Origin of the sequence: uncultured Parvibaculum sp. (assembly GCF_963975745.1) — a bacterium.
Taxonomy (GTDB): domain Bacteria; phylum Pseudomonadota; class Alphaproteobacteria; order Parvibaculales; family Parvibaculaceae; genus Parvibaculum.
This window is the reverse complement of the sequence record NZ_CAXBIB010000004.1, coordinates 53,313-73,600: the sequence shown is the minus strand read 5'-3', so window position 1 is coordinate 73,600 and position 20,288 is coordinate 53,313. Positions and strand designations below refer to the sequence as shown.

20 protein-coding genes are annotated in these 20,288 nt (G+C 56.1%); 15 read left to right on the top strand and 5 right to left on the bottom strand.

Translation table 11 applies throughout. The features are described 5' to 3' along the window. Window positions 1–90: 90 nt before the first annotated feature. The 3 genes from AAC071_RS04565 to AAC071_RS04555 all read left to right on the top strand — a co-directional run bounded on the left by AAC071_RS04565 (window position 91) and on the right by AAC071_RS04555 (window position 1,340). Complete coding sequence (locus tag AAC071_RS04565) at window positions 91–420, top strand: hypothetical protein (RefSeq protein ID WP_339830511.1); 330 nt, start codon at window positions 91–93, stop codon at window positions 418–420. A gap of 354 nt (window positions 421–774) precedes the next feature. Then, window positions 775–1,068 carry a DUF736 domain-containing protein gene (locus AAC071_RS04560; protein ID WP_339830509.1) on the top strand — a complete coding sequence of 98 codons (294 nt, stop codon included), beginning with the start codon at window positions 775–777 and terminating at the stop codon, window positions 1,066–1,068. Between the two features lie 71 nt (window positions 1,069–1,139). Continuing rightward, window positions 1,140–1,340 (top strand): hypothetical protein, encoded by a 201-nt coding sequence (locus AAC071_RS04555; protein WP_339830507.1) that lies wholly within the window; start codon window positions 1,140–1,142, stop codon window positions 1,338–1,340. Window positions 1,341–1,454: 114 nt separating this feature from the next. On the opposite strand, the gene AAC071_RS04550 is transcribed toward AAC071_RS04555, so the two are convergent. Beyond that, entirely contained in the window at window positions 1,455–2,996 is a 1,542-nt protein-coding gene (locus tag AAC071_RS04550; RefSeq protein WP_339830505.1) for a Fic family protein, read from the bottom strand. 584 nt (window positions 2,997–3,580) lie between these two features. Here AAC071_RS04550 and AAC071_RS04545 point away from each other — a divergent pair. Together AAC071_RS04545 and AAC071_RS04540 are read left to right on the top strand one after the other, a co-directional pair. Continuing rightward, on the top strand, window positions 3,581–4,078 hold the full coding sequence (locus AAC071_RS04545; RefSeq protein ID WP_339830504.1) for a hypothetical protein: 498 nt from the start codon (window positions 3,581–3,583) through the stop codon (window positions 4,076–4,078). Window positions 4,079–4,081: 3 nt separating this feature from the next. After that, window positions 4,082–5,785, top strand: coding sequence for a relaxase/mobilization nuclease domain-containing protein (locus AAC071_RS04540; protein ID WP_339830503.1), 1,704 nt, complete (start codon window positions 4,082–4,084; stop codon window positions 5,783–5,785). Window positions 5,786–5,913: 128 nt separating this feature from the next. On the opposite strand, the gene AAC071_RS04535 is transcribed toward AAC071_RS04540, so the two are convergent. Continuing rightward, window positions 5,914–6,528, bottom strand: coding sequence for a tyrosine-type recombinase/integrase (locus tag AAC071_RS04535; protein ID WP_339830502.1), 615 nt, complete (start codon window positions 6,526–6,528; stop codon window positions 5,914–5,916). 116 nt (window positions 6,529–6,644) lie between these two features. Here AAC071_RS04535 and AAC071_RS04530 point away from each other — a divergent pair, with 116 nt between their 5' ends. From AAC071_RS04530 to AAC071_RS04520, 3 genes are read left to right on the top strand one after another with little or no spacing between them, the layout of a single operon-like run. After that, entirely contained in the window at window positions 6,645–7,037 is a 393-nt protein-coding gene (locus AAC071_RS04530) for a hypothetical protein (protein WP_339830500.1), read from the top strand. A 36-nt stretch (window positions 7,038–7,073) separates the two neighbouring features. After that, window positions 7,074–7,496: a hypothetical protein gene (locus AAC071_RS04525; protein ID WP_339830496.1), complete on the top strand. Its 423-nt coding sequence runs from the start codon at window positions 7,074–7,076 to the stop codon at window positions 7,494–7,496. 53 nt (window positions 7,497–7,549) lie between these two features. Further along, window positions 7,550–7,948 (top strand): hypothetical protein, encoded by a 399-nt coding sequence (locus AAC071_RS04520; protein ID WP_339830494.1) that lies wholly within the window; start codon window positions 7,550–7,552, stop codon window positions 7,946–7,948. Window positions 7,949–7,963: 15 nt separating this feature from the next. On the opposite strand, the gene AAC071_RS04515 is transcribed toward AAC071_RS04520, so the two are convergent. After that, a complete protein-coding gene (locus tag AAC071_RS04515; RefSeq protein WP_339830492.1) occupies window positions 7,964–9,499 on the bottom strand; it encodes a type IV secretory system conjugative DNA transfer family protein in 1,536 nt (511 codons plus the stop codon). Between the two features lie 214 nt (window positions 9,500–9,713). On the opposite strand from AAC071_RS04515, the gene AAC071_RS04510 reads away from it, so the two are divergent. Genes AAC071_RS04510 through AAC071_RS04480 form a run of 7 tightly spaced genes read left to right on the top strand, consistent with a single transcriptional unit; the run spans window position 9,714 to window position 18,583 of the window. Then, on the top strand, window positions 9,714–10,361 hold the full coding sequence (locus tag AAC071_RS04510) for a restriction endonuclease subunit S (RefSeq protein WP_339830490.1): 648 nt from the start codon (window positions 9,714–9,716) through the stop codon (window positions 10,359–10,361). Then, entirely contained in the window at window positions 10,358–11,872 is a 1,515-nt protein-coding gene (locus AAC071_RS04505) for a type I restriction-modification system subunit M (protein ID WP_339830488.1), read from the top strand. The genes AAC071_RS04510 and AAC071_RS04505 overlap by 4 nt, the downstream gene beginning before the upstream one ends. Next, a complete protein-coding gene (locus AAC071_RS04500) occupies window positions 11,862–13,037 on the top strand; it encodes a restriction endonuclease subunit S (RefSeq protein WP_339830487.1) in 1,176 nt (391 codons plus the stop codon). Before AAC071_RS04505 ends, AAC071_RS04500 begins: the two co-directional genes overlap by 11 nt. Then, a complete protein-coding gene (locus AAC071_RS04495) occupies window positions 13,034–13,489 on the top strand; it encodes a hypothetical protein (protein WP_339830485.1) in 456 nt (151 codons plus the stop codon). The genes AAC071_RS04500 and AAC071_RS04495 overlap by 4 nt, the downstream gene beginning before the upstream one ends. 6 nt (window positions 13,490–13,495) lie before the next feature. Beyond that, complete coding sequence (locus AAC071_RS04490; RefSeq protein WP_339830483.1) at window positions 13,496–14,569, top strand: serine/threonine-protein kinase; 1,074 nt, start codon at window positions 13,496–13,498, stop codon at window positions 14,567–14,569. After that, entirely contained in the window at window positions 14,566–17,853 is a 3,288-nt protein-coding gene (locus AAC071_RS04485; protein ID WP_339830480.1) for an HsdR family type I site-specific deoxyribonuclease, read from the top strand. The genes AAC071_RS04490 and AAC071_RS04485 overlap by 4 nt, the downstream gene beginning before the upstream one ends. 1 nt (window position 17,854) lies before the next feature. Continuing rightward, window positions 17,855–18,583: a SprT family zinc-dependent metalloprotease gene (locus tag AAC071_RS04480; RefSeq protein ID WP_339830478.1), complete on the top strand. Its 729-nt coding sequence runs from the start codon at window positions 17,855–17,857 to the stop codon at window positions 18,581–18,583. 118 nt (window positions 18,584–18,701) lie between these two features. Here the strand turns inward: AAC071_RS04480 and AAC071_RS04475 are convergent, their stop codons facing one another. Together AAC071_RS04475 and AAC071_RS04470 are read right to left on the bottom strand one after the other, a co-directional pair. Beyond that, the gene (locus tag AAC071_RS04475; RefSeq protein WP_339830477.1) at window positions 18,702–18,917 is read right to left on the bottom strand and encodes a DNA-binding protein; all 216 of its coding nucleotides are present in this window, start codon (window positions 18,915–18,917) and stop codon (window positions 18,702–18,704) included. 137 nt (window positions 18,918–19,054) lie between these two features. Continuing rightward, window positions 19,055–20,167 (bottom strand): site-specific integrase, encoded by a 1,113-nt coding sequence (locus tag AAC071_RS04470; protein ID WP_339830475.1) that lies wholly within the window; start codon window positions 20,165–20,167, stop codon window positions 19,055–19,057. Between the last annotated feature and the right edge of the window lie 121 nt (window positions 20,168–20,288).

The window sequence follows — 20,288 nt, the reverse complement described above, 5'->3', positions numbered from 1 at the left end:
ATTCTGAAAAGGGGAAAAGGTCGAGAGATATAATTCGTACGCAGAATAATATCTCAACCTTATCGTATTAACAAATATTTTATGTGAAATATGAGCACGCCTAATCGAGACCCGTCCCTGACCATTGAAGAGGTGAAGGCCCGTCACCGGCGGTTAGCGATCTTGCGGGCGTTGGCGGGAGCGACGAGCGGATCAGCTAATCTATTCGTGTTGCGGAACTGGCTGCCGGAGCTGGGGCTGGCGGTTGCGACGGATGAACTGCGTGCGGACATTCGCATGCTGGAGGCTGCCGGGCTTGTCGTATTGAAGGACGACCACGACGCTTGGCCGTTCACGCTTACCCAGCGCGGTGAAGAGGTGGCGCAGGGGCTTATCACTGTCGATGGTGTTGAAAAGCCTTCTCCTGATTGCCCGTATTAGCGTTTGAGCCGGAGCTGGTTTCCGCCGTCGTCAGATTCATGACCCGAGTGGCCGCACCTGTTTCGTCCTTTGGCTGACAGGCCCGCTCCCAGGCGCCTTTCCTTTTCATGGCATCCCTGCACGCGGCGGCGGTCGAGCCAACCGGCATCCGCCAGCTTTTTCCCCAGCTTGCCCCGCCTTTGGCGGTGCGGCGCTTTCCTCGCGGTCGCTGCGCTCCAAAAAGCAGGCGGCTGCCGGTCTGCCGCTGCGCTTCGCCCTTCGGGTGTCTCCACCGCCTCAATCCGCGTGCTCTCGGTCGGCCATCGGAAAGGCCGCATGGGGCGGCCCCGGAAACAGACAAAGGAGAATTGAAACATGACTATCATCGGAACATTCACAAAAACCGACAACGGCTACACCGGCGAAATCAAAACGCTGACAATCAAGGCCGAGGTCACACTGGTTCCCATCAACAGCGACAAGGCAGGTGCGCCGGATTTTCGGATCATGGCTGGGGACGCGGAACTGGGCGCGGCGTGGAACCGCACCTCGAAGAAGGACAAGCCCTTCATCAGCTGCAAGCTGGACGATCCGAGCTTCACAGGCCCGATCTACGCCAGCCTCTTCGAAGGCGAAGACGACAAGTTCGTCCTCACCTGGAAGCGCTAACTATCGCGACACGCCGCCCGGTTCACCGCCGGGCGGCGGTTGTCCCTCAACAGAAAGAAAGGACTTTTGTCATGGATAATCAGAACGAACAGACGTTCACCGTCGCCGTAGAGGAGCTGGTGGTCTACCAGTACCGCGTTACCGCGCCGGACGCTCAAAGCGCCGAAGCTGCCGCAGTGGAGATGTTTGCCAGTGGCGAACTGCCAAATAACGGGCCGTGCGAAGGCGAGCAGCATGACCTGCGTGCCGTGGCGCTTCGTGAAAATGCCTAACGGATCAAGGCGGCTTCTATCTGAAGCCGCCTTGCTTTTGCTGTCGCAAATGAGTTGGTGGCGACGATCATCATCACCATGACGACGACGATATCATCGTCGCCATGGCGATGATTAGCTTGGGGTGTCGGTGCCACGTCCGTTTGCCGTCACCAGCTCCCCGATGAACCGGGCAAACGGGCGAATATCCTGCCCGACGCTGGCCGCTTCGAGCGCGGCCATATAGTCGTTGCGACGCTCCACCGGAATGATCGTCCAATTATACCCGGCAGACGCGAGCATCGCGTTCATTAGGAAGCGGCCCATGCGGCCGTTACCATCCATGTATGGATGGATATAGACGAAAACAAAATGCCCCAGCACGACACGAGAAGCAGGAGTTTTTTCATTCGTCAGCAGTTCAAAGAATGCCTCCATCATGTCCAATACGGCCGCAGAAGACGGCGGCACGTACATAGAGTTGCGGAGATATACCGGGCCTGAGCGGTATCCGGCGAGATCAGCGGCCTTTGCGAGTCCTGCTGCAACGCTTGGACTAAAGAGTTGTCGGTACCAATCGCCGTGATCGCGCTCGACAATCATGCCGGGGTTTTCGCCTTCAAGAATGGCACGCAGGCTTTCGCGAACAGCTTGGAAGGCTTCCCAGTAGCCGCGTGCAGCTAGCGCATTGCGATGGTCGCGGTCTTCGGTGTTTGTGTCCGGGTTCCAGTTGCCGTCCCTGACTTTCTCAATCAAAGCCGGGCTTACCCGATAGCCTTCAATAGAAAGCGAGTGATAAGCGTCTGCCAGGTAGGCATCATCCACCCGCTTGAGGTAGGTCTCAATGTCATTGGGGCGACTCGGTGGGGTGGGAAAGGCGTCGGCTATGTCCGCTGCCATGCTCTGCCACATCGCACTTATCCGGGCTTTGTACGCAGACGCGCTTTGCGTGAACGGCGTTGGTGACGGGGCTTCAAATGGATCGCTTTCCGGCGCGCTGTGGCCAGCGGCGCGCATGGCCTTGAGGATGTCATCGGCAACCCGGTCTTTGCCGATGTTGCGGAATGCCCCGGCCAGCCGTCCGGCAATGCGGCTGTGTCCGCCGTCGAGAAGGCGTGGGAGAATTTCAGAAGCGTTGCGGATCATGCTCAAGGCCGCGCGGGCCTCATGAGGGTAGCTGCTGAAGAAGCCCGGCCCGCAGTCGATCAGCGCGGGAATGATTTTATACACGCGCAGGCCGTCGAGGATGTCGGTATGTGCGGGCGCGGGAACCCCGGCCTTGATATCCATGAGGGACGTGCCGAAGGGTAGCTCCAGAATGTGCTTAGTGCCGTTGGGTGAGCGCACAAGGAGCTGCCGGGGGACCGTTCTATTGCCGGTATGGAGGACGAGCGATTGCTCTGGTGACAAGCACCATGCATCGCCAAAGCGTTCGGTGAGGTAAGCGGCGCAGAAGTCCCAAAACGAAGCGTACCAAGCCGTGCTCTCGCCGGTTGGTTCATCGGGGCGGGAGGCGATATACCAGCCCTTCATGACCGGCTGAAGGAACCCCGCCTTTATCAGGCGTTCGCGGTGAACCCGGCTCAGGTCACGGGATTGGATTGCAACCACGCCGCGCTTCTGCAAGGCATGAAGCACTTCGAGGCTGGCAGCCAGTTTTTCGGCGGCGCTAGGCATCAGAGATATCCAATCATTTAGTCGCTTATTAAGTTATACCATATGTCGCATATTGTGTACTCAAAAAGTCGCCTATCGTGACTTGCAGTTAGTCGCATATCTTGTTTTGTGCTCCTCCATTAACCCAAGCGGACCCCTGTCAGCCGCTTTGCGCCTGACATCGGAATCCCTGCTGGCGGGCATTGAGGAGTGTTGGCGGTCCCATATGGGTGTTGTTATTGTAGGCTTTTTATTGCTAATGTTTGAGTGCAATTGTTCCTTGGTTCCCGCGTAACTCCATACAGTGGAAGAGGAAACTTTGTTTCAGTAGGGAGGCAAGATGTATTTTCGCCTACAAAAACCCCTCGCACGGACGGCTGCCGGTGGCAGTGCCATCAGACGTGCTGTGAGGGGCTTTCAGGCGAAAACTCAGCCACATTCGACCACCTGGCGGGGTCTCAAGGGCTTCGTCTTGCTCGCAAGCGAGGGGCGCATTCTGCGCCTTACAACGGGGCGTTACGGCGATGGCACGGCCGCGTAAGAGTGCGGCAGAGAGGCGCCGCCACGTTGTAAATATCCGCCTCACGGATGCGGAGCTGGCGCAGTTGAAAGAGCATGCTGCCGCCGCGGGGATGCCTTTCGGGCGTTACGCGCGGGAGACGGTTTTGGGCAAACGCCCCCGCGCCCGACCGGCCCAACTCATCATCTTTCAGAAGCTGCTCTATGAGTTGCAGTCGGCAGCGACCAACTTCCAGCAGCTTGCGGACGTGACCGGCGAGGAGGTCTATGCCCGCTGGGCACGCTACACCGGCGGGCAGTTGGTGGAGCAACTGCTGGGCCGCAACGATCTCGCTGAACTGATCGAGGCGCAGATCGAGCCGCTCAACATGGCCGGGCATACGGTCAACCGGCTGGCGCATATGGCCAACAGCGGCCACGATGTGCCTAGCCAGCTTCGTGATGAAGCGTTCGAGGCCATGCGCGCGGCGCTGGAGCCGTTGCATGAAGCCTCAGTGGCACCAACAGCCGCCAACAAGTCGCCGAAAGAGGGCGCACCGTCGCCCGGCCCGTTTCACGAGCCGCCGTCACGCGGGGGGAGGTGATGGATGCGCTTCAAAATCCCGAAAAAGCAGCCCGCGAACTTCCGCGCATCGGCGCTTTATCTGTCGGGCAATACCGCCAAGCTCAGCCCCGATCGCGTCGAGTGGGTTGAGACGCGCAATCTCCAGACCGAAAGCCCCGAAGCCGTCGCCGCCATCATGGCGGCCACCGCCGCCCAGTCCACCCGCTGCCGCAATCCGGCCTACCACTTCGTGCTGGCCTTCGACCCGAAGGACGCCAAGGCCGGAAAGGTTGACCCCGGCATCATGCGCGAGATCGCCATCGATGCCATCGAGCGCCTTGGCCTGAGCGACTATCAAGCTCTCATCTATGCCCATCGGGACACCGAGCATCCGCACATCCACTTCCTGGTCAACCGCATCCACCCGCAAACCGGTAAAGCCTACAGCCGTCACAATGACGGCAAGCGCCTCACGGCGCTGGTGCGCGAGATCGCGCGCGAGCGCGACCTCAACATCGCCAAGGAACGCGGGCGGGACAAAGCCCGCATCCCCGAGCAAGAGCTACAGGAAGACTTTGGCGATACCCGCGCCACCGTGACGGACGCCGAGTATTGGCTGGCCCGGCGCAACAACCGCCCGCCCATCCCGGATATGAGCTGGGAAGACGTGAAGTCACTGCGCGAGCGCGTGGCCCCGCACTTCTACAACGCCACGTCGTGGGCTGACCTGTCCGCGCGTGTTGGGGCTTATGGCCTCCAATTGCAGCGCAAGGGAAGGGGGCTCGTGCTGGTGCGCGGGGACGAAGCGGCCAAGCTTTCGCTAATGGGCAAAGGGGTGCGGCTTACGGAACTGGAAGAACGGTTCGGCGAGACGTTTAACGACTGGGAGTTGACGCGGATTGACGAGCTTGTGGCGGCGGAGAAGCGCAAGCACCCCATCCCCGGCAGCGAGAACATGACGCCCGCCCAACTGCGCCGCGCCGACCGGCTTCGCGCGGCGGAAGAGCGGGTCGCGCGCAAGAAGACCAGAGACGCCATGACCGAACTCGATCACGCGCAAATGTCTGTCCACTACTGGAAAGGCCTGGACGCGCACTACCGGTATGGCGAGAGACGGCTGTTCCGCGCTGAGCGGGATGCAGCCTACGCCCACAGTCGGCATGACCGCGCGACGAAGTTTGAAACACGCTGGCGGGAGAGCTTCCGGGAGTCGCTTTCGGTCACGTTCAAAGACCCGGCCAAGGCCGAGCGTATTTGGATGAAGATGGAAACGCAGTTCGGCGTTGAAGAAACCGCCCGCATGCTCAAGGAGAAGCCCGGCCTCGCCGGAGGGCTGCGTGGCCTGAATGTCGGCATCGCCAAGGATGAAACGCGCAAGAAGGCGGAAGTGTCTCTGCGTTACCTCAAACACCGGCGCAGCCGCTGGCACAGGGCGCAGCAGGACGTTAGCCACTGGAACGACAAGATCGAGGACGGACGCCGGCAGGTGAAGATTGCCAAACGAGACTTTGAGCTGATCCACCAGCGCACCGGCACCGATGCCTATTTGCACAAGATGCTGGAAAGAGCGCTTGAGCGCCGCGCCGCAGCCCTGTCACGGGTGACGGAGAAGGCCATTCGCGCCAGCAACTATGCCTACGACTACAAGCGCCAGCTCGTGCGTGCGCTCCATGAGTACGAGGAGAACAGCCGGAAGAATGAAAAAGTGAAAGAGATGGAGAGGGAGATGCCGTTCCCGCGTTTCTGAAACGACGGGTTTGGAAAGTTGATAGACAACTGAAGCCGCGCCTTGCGGGCGGCTTCTTTCATTTGTTTGGCAAAGTGCTAGTGTCGCGGTGTGACCGAATCCCCAATTTTGTCACACAAATCAACCCCCTATTTTCCCATTTCCGCCTTCCAGAGTCGGCTCGCCAATTTGCGTTCTTCCGTGCCAATCGCATCGGCGTAAATCGCTGTGGTTGCCATGTCTGCATGGCCTAGCCAACGCTGCACCAGATTAAGCGGAACGCCTGCTTCGAGCGCGGCAATGGCAAAGCTGTGCCTGAGGCCGCGCGCGTTGGCATGCGGGCCTGACACCTTTGCAAGCTCCATCGTTTCGGTGATGCGGCGGTAGGCCGTCATGCGGCACCAGCTCCAGAGAGGGCTGGTCTTGTCACCCTGGGCGATGCCGTCAAGCGCGGCGATCAACTCCTTGCGCACCGGCACCGCCCGGTAGATGCCTTTCCGGCGCTTTTTCAAGCTCTCGAAGATCACAACGCCCCGGCTTGGATCGATCCGGCTTGCGGTCAGTTCTAGTGCTTCCGTAAGGCGGCAGCCGGTTTCGGCGATGAGCCAGCAGAGTGCGTGCACGTCTGCGGAGCGCTCGGCAGCGGCAGCCATAAAGGCGCGGCGCTCCTTGGCTGTCAGATATTTCCGGTGGCCGGACTGGTCGTACAGGCTCCATTGCTTGTGTTGATCGTTGTTGAACTCGGTCTCTCCCTTATGCGGCATTTCATATCTATCCAGCCTAACAGGTTCGCGTGGGTGCAGTGACCGAATTGGGGATTCTGTAACTCCATTCTTCGACGTTCCGTGTTCAGCCGAACACACTGCCAATAGGTCTACGGATGAAATCTCAATCTATAAACACCAAGCCGCTCGGCTTGAAAGTGCTGGCGGTAGCCGTTGGCACGCTCGCACTCGCCGCCTGCGGCGAAGAGCAGGCGACCTACACCGCCGCAGAGGAGGCGAAGGCCAAAGAGATGGGCATGAAGCAGTGCCTGTCAGTCGGCGGATCAGAGGCACTGTGCGAATGCACGGTAGCCAAGATGAAGTCGATGAAACAAGAGGACTACGCCATGTGGGTGAAGCTCGCCGTGGCAGCCGAGGGTTCGACTTCGGCGCGTGAGAGCGCCGAGAAAACCGGCATGTCCGAAGAGGAACTCACGAAAATCGCAAGCCACTTGGCGGTTGAAGGTATGCGTGTCGGGATGCAGTGCGAGCAGGAACTCACTCAGTAAGCACTGACGTTTGTTCACGAGCCCAAGGGGGGAGTCATGAAAAGCTTATGGAGCCGCAGTGCGGTGGTGTCAGTGACCAGTGTTGTGCTGCTTGCGGGGTGTGGAGAGTCGCAAACCCCTGAGGAAGCCTACAACGCATGGGAGAAGGAAGTCTTCTGCGGCCTGCTCGATGATGAGGAAATCGTGCAAGAGCACATGGCCGTGTCGGACGCATCCCGCACCTATGTGGCCCAACTGCGCCGCAACTGGGAGCGCGCCAGCTACGCCACGAAAGTCAGCGAGTGTCATGGCTGGGATGACGAGAAGAGGATCGCACAGACACGAGCCGTGGAGATCAGGCCGGGCCTTTGGCAGATCGAGGGTGAGACTGTTCAACCCGGTCGCTTCAAGAAGGTAGAGGGTGTTCACGTCGCGCGCATGGACGGCGGCGATCTGAAAGTCGTGCCGGGCAACCCGTAACTCAGACTTGGTGATGAAACTTCTGTCACGCGTGCAACAAGCAGGGGGCTGCTATGCTTTTGATCATTATTCTTATTCTGGTGGCTTTGGTGCTGCTGGCGATTTTGTCGTCAATGGGGCGGCGCAAGACGGAAGATCGGACGAGTAGGGTGGCTGCGGCCAACCATGAGCGTATCAAGCGCGAAGCGCCAAGCAGCACCTATGCGAGCATGGGGCCGAATGAGTTTTTGGAAGAGTACAACCGCTTCTTAAAGCGGCGTGCTTTCAAAATCTTCGGTATTTGCTTCTCTTGGGTAGCCGTCTTGGCGCTGATTTGGTTCCAGCTTTATCCATCCCAGTTTTACTACAGTCCGTTTAGCGTGTGGGCCATTATCTGGTTTAGTTCGCTCGTTCCCGTCTTTGCATATGCTCTCTCAACGGGCGGGCGCTATCCCAAGTGGCCGCAGAAATAGAGCAGGGGCGCGCGCTTATTGCGCGCGCCGCCGCAGTTGCCATTCCTGCCAGTCGAAGTAACGCAGCTTGCGCGTCACCATGCCGTGTAGACCTTCCACGAACAGCAATTGCTGGTCGCGAGAGAGGGTGCTGACCTCATCCGGCGTCATCAGAGGCCGCGCCGTCTCAAAAAGGCCGCTGTGAAACGCCACCGGCAGCAGATTCATAGGTAGCGGTGACGAACGGCCTTGCGACTTCACCTTGACCGTTGTCACGCCCAGCATGTCGGACAGCAAGCGTGCCGTGCCGGAGTCCTGCACGTTGAAGGCTTGCCGCACCGCGCAGTTGGCGATCATCGAGCGCGCCTTCGGGTAGACCTTCTCCAACTGATTCAAGTCCTGCACGAAGAGCCACAGCTTCGCGCCGTACCCCGCCATGTAGCCGATGCCCTCTTCAATAGGGCGCATGTAGCCAAGGGCGGGTAGCTCATCCAGCAAGAACAGCACTTGATTGGCCTCGCTGGTGCCGCGCCGCGTCATTGCGGCCATGCTCAGGCCCACCATCAGCCGCATGAAGGGCCGGTAGGCTTCCAGATGCTCAGGCGGGACGATGATATAGAGCGTGCCCGTCTTCTCCTTGAGTTCCTCCAGGTCGAAGTCCGACCACTCTGTCAGCTTCGCCAGCGGCTCACTGTCGAAGACGGCTGTTGCCGCTTGGGCGGTAGAGATAACCGCTGAGCGTTCCTTGGCTTCCTTCTGAGAGAAGCCCCGGCCGATCCGGGAGATGGTGTCGATATCGCTGCCCGACATCCTTTGTATAACAAGCTCGAACCCTTCCTGATCTTCCATCAGCAGTTCGCGCAGGTAAACCGGGTTGCGCTGATCGACCGTGCATTGCCGCCGGATATAGAGCAGTAGGCCGGTGATGAGCGTTCTGGCTTCGCGTTCCCAGTGGTTGGCCTCAGCCTGTTCCGGGACGACGAGCATTTCCGCGATATGCCGCGCGTCATCCAGTTCGTAATGCGTGCAGATGCGGATAAAATCGAGGGGGTTGTAGCGGGCGCCTTCACCGCCTTCCGCGAATGGTGCCATGGCATAGACCGGGCCCAGTGTTCGCCGGTGGGCATGGGTGATGGCGAAGTTCTCGCCCTTAATGTCGGTGACGATGGCCGATTTCTCCCAGGAGAGCAGGTTCGGAATCACACACCCCACGCCCTTGCCGCTGCGTGTCGGCGCGAAGGTGAGCAGGTGGCCGTGGCCGCTGTAGCGCACCATGCGCCCATGGGCGCGGCCGAGCAGAACGCCGCCCGGCTTAAAGAGCCCAGTGGCAGCAAGTTCGTCCATCGTCGCAAAGCGCGCCGAGCCATGGCTGAGTTTGTGCGGAAAGAACCTCAGGCGAATGCCCGTAGCGGCCCGCCGCGTCAGGTGCCCCGAGAGGCCGAACAACACCCCCATAACAAGGCCATGATGCACTGGCCCAGCAAAAGCCAGATACCCAATCGGCGCGGCAACAAACGGCAGATGCCGCCACACACTGGTAATCAGAAAGATCAGTAGTCGTAAATTCCCCATAGCAAAAACCTCCATAAGTTCCGGGTTGATGCGGGCTTATGGAGGCGGCACCTGAGGCGCAGAGAAATAAGACTGATTTACTGCGCACCAGAAAGATAAGTGATTTCATTGTGATAGCGGTGATCTACACGCTAGGCGCACTGACCTGGGCCAACCACTCAAAAACAATAACTTTATGCATCATGCAGAATGATGCATAAAGTTATTGACTTCCGTGCTGGATTCCTATTTAATCTGCATTATGAGATATGATGCAAACAAATATGAAAGTGTGCGGTTGACTGAGGTGGCGACGATTGCCCCCGGCTACCCGTTCCGAGGCAGCATCGATAGCACCCCGAACGGGGATGTTGCTGTCGTGCAGATGCGGAACATTGATGATGGCTATCGCGTCGAGTGGGGCGAGGTTGCACGAACAAAGCTGACCGGCCGTCGGTGCCCGGACTGGCTGCAACAGCGAGATGTTCTTTTCTCCGCAAGAGGGACGAGAAATATCGCTGCGGTGGTGGACGGCGTTCCAGGGCACGCGGTTTGTTCGCCGCTCTTCTTTCTTGTCCGCGTGAAGGCGCCGGATCGGCTGCTGCCTGAGTTTGTCGCCTGGCAAATCAATCAGGAGCCGCTGCAACGTTATCTGTCGGCTTCGGCAACCGGTTCCAACATTACAAGCATTCGTCGTCAGGTTTTGGAAGACCTGCCAATTGTCGTCGCGCCGATCGCTCGGCAGCAGGCGGTTGTGGATTTCAACGAGGCAGCTCTTCAGGAGAGGCGGCTGCTTTCAAACTTAATAGACAATCGAAATCGGCAGATGCAGGCATTAGCTGATGCTATCTGCGGAGATATTTTGGGGAGACTGCCGCAATGAACGAGCGCGTTGAGCAAACGAAAATCAATCAAGCCGTTTGGGGGGCATGCGATAGCTTCCGGGGGGTTGTCGATCCCAGCATTTACAAAGACTACGTCCTGACGATGCTCTTCCTGAAATACATTTCGGACGTGTGGCAAGACCACTACGACCAGTATGAGAAGAAGCACGGCGATCATCCTGAGTTGATCGAGGAGTTGCTCAAGAGTGAGCGCTTCGTCCTGCCTAAGGATGCGAGCTTCTACGCCTTGCATGAAAAGCGCTTCGAGGCTGGAAATGGCGAGCGTATCGATAAAGCGTTGCACGCAATTGAAGAAGCCAATATCCACAAGCTGCGGGATGTGTTTCAGGACATCACGTTCAACAGCACACGCTTGGGTGATGAAGCACAGAAGAATGACATCCTTCGCCATGTGTTGGAAGATTTCAATCGGCCAGAGTTGAATTTGCGGCCAAGCCGCATCGGCAAGCTCGACATCATCGGCAACGCATATGAGTTTTTGATCAAGAACTTTGCCGCTACCAGCGGCAAGAAGGCGGGAGAGTTCTATACCCCGCCGGAAGTCTCGGAGCTGATCGCCGAGTTGGTCTCACCCGACGAAGGGGCGGAGATATGCGACCCCGCGTGTGGTTCAGGCTCTCTTCTGATGAAATGCGGGCGTCAGGTGCAAGCGAAGTTCAATGGTTCCCGCAAATACGCCCTATACGGGCAGGAAGCAATTGGCAGCACCTGGGCGCTTGCCAAGATGAATATGTTTCTGCACGGAGAAGACAATCACAGGATCGAATGGGGAGATACCATTCGTAACCCCAAGCTGCTTGATACAGAGGATACACTTAAGCATTTCGACGTGGTTGTCGCCAACCCGCCATTCAGTCTCGAAAAGTGGGGTCAGGAAAAGGCACAGACCGACAAGTTTGGACGGTTCCGTCGTGGTGTGCCGCCGAAAACCAAGGGTGACTATGCTTTCGTCCTCCACATGGTGGAGACGTTGAAACCCAAGAAGGGGCGCATGGCGGTGGTGGTGCCGCACGGCGTGCTGTTCCGTGGCGCAGCCGAAGGAAAAATCCGCCAGAGGCTACTTGAGGAAAACTTGGTCGATGCGGTAATCGGGCTGCCCGAGAAACTTTTCTACGGCACCGGTATTCCGGCAGCAATTCTCCTTGTTCGACGGGATAAAAAAGACAAAAGCGTTCTCTTTATCGATGCGAGCCGTGATTTCCATCCCGGTAAGAACCAGAACCAGTTAACGGAAGCGAGCATTGCGAAGGTCGTTGAAGCTTACGGGGCGCGTAAGCCCATCGACAAATACGCCCACCTCGCGACCTTCGACGAGATCAAGGCCAACGACTTCAATCTCAACATTCCTCGCTACGTGGATACGTTCGAGCAGGAAGAAGAAATTGATCTGAGGGCAGTTCTGGCTGAGCGCGCGGTACTGAAAGCAGAGCTGATCGAATTGGAAGCCAAAATGGACGGCTATCTGAAGGAGCTTGGATATGGTTCCTGAGGGGTGGTCTGAAAAGCGACTAGAGGACGTATTCAAACTGGGCAGTGGCGATGGACGCCCATCCGACGTCGTTCCAGAACGTTCGGAAGAAATGCCCGTCCCTGTATACGGTGGAAATGGGATTCTGGGTTTCACCGCATCTTACAACGTTGATAGGCCGACAATTGTTATTGGTCGTGTTGGAGAATACTGCGGGGTTACCCGATTTTTTAGTGGAAAGTGTTGGATAACTGACAATGCCCTCTATGCGAAGGCTGTTGTACCTGATGTGGATATTGAGTTTCTTGCCTACAGGCTTCAGGAGTTCAATCTGGCTCGGCTCAGAAGCAAAGGAGGCCAACCTCTGGTCTCACAGAAGCCTATATATGCACAGAAGCTGTCCTTTCCGCCTAAGAGCGAGCAAGTAAAGATCGTGGAGCTTCTGAGGCTGTGGGACTGTGCGATTGATGTAGTGGAAAAACTCATTGAATCCAGCCGAGTGAAAAGTCGTGCTGTAACACGAGCGCTCCTCCCACCTGACAAAGTCCTTGGCAATTCCAATGACGATCAATGGAGATTTGTTCGGCTTGGCGCCATTGGAGCGACATATGGCGGATTGACTGGAAAAAGCAAGGCTGACTTTGGAAGTGGTAAGCCGTACATCCCTTATAAGAATGTGTTCGAAAACAGCGTCATAGATCTCAGTAATTTGGACTACGTCCGAGTTGCTGCCGATGAGTCGCAAAGCTTGGTCGCATCGGGCGATATTGTTTTCACGACATCCTCTGAAACTCCTGAAGAGGTCGGGATGAGTTCGGTTGTTCTTAGCGAGCCTGAACAACTTTATCTGAACAGTTTTTGTTTTGGATTTAGGGTTTTTGAGAAAGGAGTAATGGCGCCTGAGTTTGCGAGATTCTTCTTTCGTAGCGCACCTGTGCGTCGCCGAATAGTCAGTCTGGCTCAGGGGTCTACTCGCTACAACTTATCCACACGCAGATTCCTCGAATTGTCTTTTGCGCTACCTCCTTTTGATGAGCAAATGAGGATTGCACAAATTCTTTCTGATGCACGGCAGATAGAAGAGGCCTCGTGCGAGTACGCCGCTGCCTTGAGGAAGGAACGAGATGCTCTCATGCATCAGCTGCTTACCGGCAAACGTCGAATCAAAGTGGAGGCTGTTCAATGAAGATACTTGGAGTGCGCTCTGCGTCGAATTGTATCCGATATGCAATAGTCGAATTGGATTCGAAAAGCGCAACCCTGCTCAACGCAGCCGAAGAGCATCGCTTGATCTACCCCAGAGGTATGGTTGCACCAGAAGATCGGGCCTTTTGGCTTTTGAGCGAATTTGAACGCATTTTCCATCACTACACCGATATTGGCAAAAGCGTTGTCAAAATTAGTGAGTACGGGCGTTCAGACTCAAAAGGCACAAGAGCAACTGCTTACGCAGATGCGGTCATTTTTCTCGCTTGCAAAAGAGCCGGTGTTCCTGTTTTGGGGAAAACATATGCCAGTTTAAAAACAAAAAGCGGAGACGTTTTGTCATTCGCCGAGGAAAACGTAGGGAAGACTTCGACTTACTGGGACAAGCAGATGGCCGATGCCGTTGCAGCGGCTTGGCATGGGAGGCATTAGCAAGCATTGGCGCTCCCATTCCCAACCGCTCCTGGCGACGAGATATACAAGTTTCAACTTATTAAACGAGTTGGGGGTGGAAACTTTGGAGAGGTGTGGCTTGCGCGTGATCGTGCGATTCAGAGCGATCTTGCGGTGAAGCTCATAGATGCGTCTCAAGCGACAATTGATGAGCTCTTACAGGAGGCAGTGGTTGGGAATCGAGCTGGCCACCCCAACCTTGTGAAGGTCCATTACGCCGACGTAATCAATGTGAGTGGACATGGTGTGGTTGCGGTCGCTATGGACTATCACCCAAAGGGTTCTGTTGTGTCTCAAGCATGCGCTGGAGAACTAATCCGAGTCGACCGGACGGTTTCACAGATCATAGACGTATTGCGCGGGTTGGAGCACCTACATGAACAGGGCACACTGCACAATGATATTAAGCCGAATAATATTCTGATCGGCACCAACGGCGAGGGAATACTCACCGACTATGGCATTTCGGTGGTGACGCAAGGAGGTGCTGCGTACGCGGACAATTCCTATAGATTACATGCGGCGCCCGAAATAATACAGAATTTGCCCATCAGTTGTGTGACCGATGTTTATCAAGTTGGACTCACGGCGTTTCGCATGATGAATGGGCTTGGGCTGATTAGAGCAAAACGCAGTGCAGTTGGCTCGCAGAAGTTCGCTGAGCTTGTGTGCTCTGGCAAGCTCATTCGCAGCGAAGATTATCGTCCGTTTGTTCCGCCTTCTCTAAAGAGAGTCCTTAATAAGGCTGTAAACCCCGATCCGGCGCTACGGTTTCAATCGGCATTGGAAATGCGTCGCGCGCTTGAGAAGTTGCATTTTGTTGGAGGATGGTCTCTTGACGCAAATGGTTCTTTTTTTGGTGAGGACGCACAACAAACCTATCGGTTTGAGGCACAGAATCTGAAAGGGGGAGGTGCTCGCTTTACCGCATTTCGCACAAGTAGATCATCGGGAAAAGAGACAAAGATCGGCAAATTTTCCATGTCCGGTCTCTCAGCTAAAGAGGTCGAGAAATTGGCGTCCGATTTCATGACGAGTGTGGTTGAGGGGCGGAAATGAGTGAAGCCCCCAACACGGCGGAAGCCTACAGTTCTCATATTCCAGCGTTGCAGACGCTGATCGCCATTGGATGGACATTCATGTCTGCGGAGGAGTGCCTTACTGCGCGAGGGGGGACGCAGCAAGTGGTTCTCGTCAGCCACCTTGTCGAGGCGCTTCGGGCAAGAAGGTTTCAGTACAAAGGGAAGGACTATCCACTTTCTACCAATGCCATCGAGCAGGTGGTCCGCGAGGTAGCATCTACCTCTCTCAATGAGGGTTTGCTCACCGCAAATGAGCGCATCTACAACATGCTTTGCCTTGGGGTGACCGTCACCGAGTTCATTGATGGCAAGAAACATGCGCCGACTATCCCCATCATCGATTGGCAAGAGCCGCAAGCTAACAGATTCGTTGTGACCGAAGAGCTGGAGGTTCTGTCGAGTGACGGGACGCGCACACGGCGGCCCGATGTTGTTTGCTATGTGAATGGCATTCCTCTTGCGGTCATAGAGGCAAAGCGCCCGGACTCGGGAAACCCCAATAAGTCGATGATCGACGAGGGTATCAGCCAGAGTATCCGCAACCAGAAGAACGACGAAATTCCTCAACTCTTTGCCTATAGCCAGTTGCTACTGAGCGTAAGTGGCACCGACGGCCGGTACGGCACGACGAAAACGCCAAAGAAATTCTGGACGCGCTGGCGCGAAGAGGAGCTTCCAGAAGCCCATTTTTCCGAAATCAAGAACCGGCCTCTCGCCGATAGCGTGAAGACGGCAATCTTCGCCAATCGCCCGGCGAAGGTGCGCAACTACTTCGAGAGCCTTTGGACCGCTCATCAGTTGCCGACAGATCAAGACCGGTTGATTGTCAGCCTCCTGTCTCCAGAGCGGCTTTTGGAATTCGTCCGCTTCTTCATTCTGTTCGATCAGAAAGCAGGAAAGATTGCGGCCCGCTATCAGCAGGCCTTCGGTATCAAGAAACTTTTGGCGCAGATCGAGCAGAAGCGCCCTGGCGGAGGTCGTCAGGGGGGTGTCATTTGGCACACCACGGGGTCAGGCAAGTCTTTCACCATGGTGTTTTTGTGTAAGGCGTTGCTGCTCTATCCCGCCCTCAAGAATTGCCGTGTTGTTGTGGTCACAGACCGGATCGACCTTGAGAAGCAGCTGGCGAAGACTTTTCTCACCGGCGGTGCATTTGGTTCGGAAATCGCCAGCCAGAAGGAAGGTGAGAAGGCAAAGGTTTCATCGGGCCGGGAGCTTGCAAGGCGTATCGGCAAAAGTACCGAACGCATCGTCTTCACTATCATCGACAAGTTCAACACAGCGTCGAAGCTTCCTGAATGCCGCAACGAAAGCGAGGACATGATTGTCCTTGTTGACGAAGGGCATCGCAGCCACGGCGGCGAGACGCATCAGCGGATGCGCCAGGCCCTGCCGAATGCCGCCTATGTCGCCTTTACCGGTACACCGTTGCTTAAGGGCGAGAAGACGACCAACAAGTTTGGGCCTATCGTACATGCCTATACCATGCAGCGTGCCGTTGAAGATGAAACGGTAACGCCACTGCTCTATGAAGAGCGCCGCCCTCTGTTGGATGTAAACGAAAAGGCCATTGATAACTGGTTTGAGAAAATCACGGCTGGCCTGTCAGAGCGCCAGAAGAGCGACCTGAAGCAGAAGTGGGGCAAGAAGGGCCCCGTCTATGGCTCCAACAATCGGATTGAGCTGATTGCTTGGGACATTGCGATACACTTCAACGAAAACTTCAAAAAGCTCCGGCAGGGCCTGAAAGGCCAACTGGCTACCGACAGCAAGCTTGCGGCTATCCGGTATAAAAGGGCGTTGGATGACACCGGGCTGGTCACAAGCGCCGTCATAATTTCACCGCCGGACACCCGCGAGGGGCATTCGGACGTTGATGAAAGCACGCTGCCGGAAGTGCAGCAGTGGTGGAAAGACAACGTCAAAGCGCGGCCGCAGGATTATGAGCGCGACACAATCGAGGACTTCAGCACCGAAGGTCCGCCAGATATCCTCATCGTTGTAGACAAGCTTTTGACGGGCTTTGACGAACCGCGCAACGCTGTTCTCTATATCGACAAGCCGCTTAAGGCGCATAACATCATTCAAGCAGTCGCTCGCGTAAACCGTCTGCATGATGCCAAGCAGTATGGGTTGCTCATCGACTACCGAGGTATCTTGAAAGAACTGGATACCGCGATTGAGGCTTACCAAGACTTGGCTGCGCACACGCAGGGCGGTTTCGATATTGATGATCTTGCGGGACTCTATCGACAGGTCAGCACCGAGTACAAGCGGCTGCCCGCGCTTCATGACCGTTTGTGGGCACTCTTCTCTGGCGTTCAGAATAAGAAAGATTTGGAGCAATACCGGCAAGTGCTGCTGCCAAAGTTTTCTGAAGACGACGAAGGTCAGAGCTACGACGCGCGTCAGAAAGTACGAGAGGACTTCTACGAGGCGCTGACCGAATTCGGCATGTGTTTGAAAGTTGCGCTTTCCTCTCAGTCGTTCTTCGAGGACGCCTCATTCTCCGAGGCGCAAATTCAAACCTACAAGGATGATCTCCGCTTCTTCAGCAATCTCCGCAAGATTTCCAAACAAGATGCGCAGGAGACTGTGGATTTCAGCACCTATGAAGACCAAATCCGCAAACTTGTTGATAAGCACGTTGTGGGTGAGCAGGTTGCCGAGGCTGAAGGCGTCATCTTGGTCAATGAACTAGGCAAGGCTGATGATCCGAAGAAATGGACGAAGGAGAAAGCCCGCAACGAAACGGACATCATCAAGAGCCGAATTAAGAAGACGATAGAACAAGACCTGGCTGATGATCCGTACGCGCAAATGGTTTTGTCGGAGCTTCTTAGGCAGGCTATCGCCGAGGCTGAGGCGATGTTTGATCATCCGCACAAGCAATACATGCTGTTTAAGGACTTTGCGGAAAAGGTGGAAAATAGGGATATTGAAACAATCCCGAATGCCTTTGAAGGCAACGCTCATGCGCAAGCCTACTATGGCGTCTTCCGTCTGATGCTTGGCGAAGCATACTTCGGCTCTTTGAAACCGGGAGAAGGCGAAGAGTTCGTCACGCTCTCGTTTGAGATCGACCAGGTGGTGAAGAAGGCCGTCTCAACACATTCTCTCAGTCCGCAAAATATAGAGGCCGAAATTCGTAAGGAACTTCTGCCGAGGCTGTTTGAGAGGCTAGGCCTTGAGAAGGCAAAGGACGCTATCGAACGTATCGTTCAGATCACGCGCGTTGGTCTCGCTAGGGGGAGCTTCTAGCGTGGTCAGACAAAGCTTTGTCTATGGTAGTGAGGTTATCGACTACACAGTTCTCTTCACAGAACGTCCTCCTGGACGGATTCTTATTCACGTCCATCCGAATGAAGCGGTTCAGGTGGACGCCCCTACCGGGCGGTGCCTGAAAGAGGTACATGAGGCCGTTCTCAAGCGCGCCCGGTGGATCAGCCGTCACGTGTCGGATGCACGCCGCCTACGCGAGCATGTTTTGCCCCGCGCCTACGTTAGCGGGGAGGGCATATTTTATCTTGGACGACGGTATCAGCTGAAAGTTGAGTATCAACCAAAGGCTTCAGCCGAGGCAAAAATGCTGCGCGGCCAGCTGAGGGTGACTACGCCGTCTAAGGATGCCGCCGCCGTAAAAGAGCTTGTAGACAAGTGGTATCGGGCTCGTGCCGTAGAAGTTTTTGAGCGACGGCTGAACGAGGTAGCGTGCCGTATGCGCTGGCTAAAGAAAGTTCCAGCTTGGCGGCTGCTAAAGATGCAGAAGCAGTGGGGCAGTTGCTCACCGGCCGGGAACATTTTGCTCAACCCACATTTGGTCAAAGCGCCGCGCGAGTGCATCGACTACGTGCTTGTTCATGAGCTTTGCCACCTCAAAGAGCACAATCACGGCACCAAGTTTTACAAGCTGCTTGAGCAGACGTATCCCGATTGGCGACCTGTGAAGGCGCGCTTGGACGGGATGGCTGAGTTGCTTCTCAACGAGTAAGTTCTTTCCCAGCGCTTTCGCTTCTTACAGTGACATTAGGAAAGCGCAAATCGCCTCCCCCAAAATAAAGCCCCGCCGGTTAGGGCGGGGCTCTGTAGTCGATCAGTTATTTGTGCCGTTAGGCGGCGGAGGCCTTGGGGGCGAGGCGCTGGGCCTCAAGCCACTTATTGAACTCGGCCCGGTCTATGTAGACGCGCCCACCGATTTTTATCAGGGCAGCGTTGAGACCGTTTGTGTCCGCGTGGAAAATCCACCAGCGCAGCTTCGCCTCAGTGACGAACGGCGCTTCAGCGGCCAGTTGTTTCACCGTCCGCAGTTCTTCGTAGTTGACCAATTTTCATGATCCCTCTTTTGGGAAAAAAGCGAGAGAGGGAAAAGGCTGAGAAACTTGTTAGAAACATATGAAGCAAGCTGAAAAAGTCTAGAGATTTCTTTTAAGTTGTTGGTGCTGCTTTGTTTTTTCTGTAGGCGTCAGAAAATCTTCTCATTCATCTTCGTCACCACGTCGCGGGTGTGATTTTCAGAAAGGTGCGCATAGCGCTTCACCATTTGGAGCGTTTTGTGGCCTAGCACGGCAGCAATCTCCAACTGGCTGGCTCCATTCATGGCCAGGTAGCTCGCTGTGCTGTGCCGCAGGTCGTGGAAGCGGAAGTCCTTGAGGTTCGCTCTCTCTAGCGCGTTGTACCAAGCACGGTTCAGTTCGATAGGGGCTTTGCCGTCACTGCGAGCAAAGAGCAGGCGGCCATGCTTTGGAAGCTCTAGGCCGTCATAGAGCTTGTTGATGGCCTTCACCTGCTTCGTCATCAGCTCTTTGAGGTGGTGCACGACGGGTACGGAGCGAGTGTCGCCGTTCTTGGTATTCCGAAGCACGGCCATATCCCGTTTGAGGTCGAGGTCTTCCAGCGTCAGGCCGAGGATTTCGCCCTTCCGCGCGCCGGTGGACAGAGCGAAGATGACAATCGGATAGAGGTGCTTGTTCACACTGGCCCTGCAGGCCGTGAGAAGGGCAGCACGCTCTTCATCCGATAGAAAGCGCACCCGCTCATTCCGCAGCTTGGTGATCTTCTCCAGTTCACCTACGGGATTCTGGCGTGTCCACTGCCACTGTCGGGCGTGTTTGAACACCGCGAAGAGGGTGTCCTGATAGTACTTGATCGTGCGAAGGCTGCGCACGCCGCCGGAAGGGTTGCCCGCCTTGTCGCCCTTCTTCATGCGCTTCTCTTTTGCCAGGGCGGCTAGCTTCCGGCTGATCATTTCCGGCTCGATATAGGTCAGGCCGTATTCACCTAGCGCGGCTTCCCAGTAGGCCAGGTGCGACTTCTCAGACCGCTGGGTGCCGATTGTCTTCCGGGGCATGATTTCATTGCGATAGCGGTCGATGGCGTCCGCCAGCGTCTTATTGGCTGTGATCTTGGCGACGGCCTGTAGCTCGCCCCGGCGAATGGCGGCTTCCGTCTGCTGGGCCCACATCTTTGCGTCCGTCAGGCGCTTGAAGGTTTTCTGCTGAGGAGGGAAGCCCTTGATACGGATGAGCGCGCGGTAAGTCGTTCCGTTCTTCCGCTCGCGCTTTTCGATGGCCGCCATGAGTTAATCCGCATGTCTGTTTGGGGACACTATGGGGACACTGAATATCAAGTTTCGCCCATAAATCTCAATAGGCGACAAAAGCGGATTTCAGTTAAGATACTGAAATATATAGATTAAA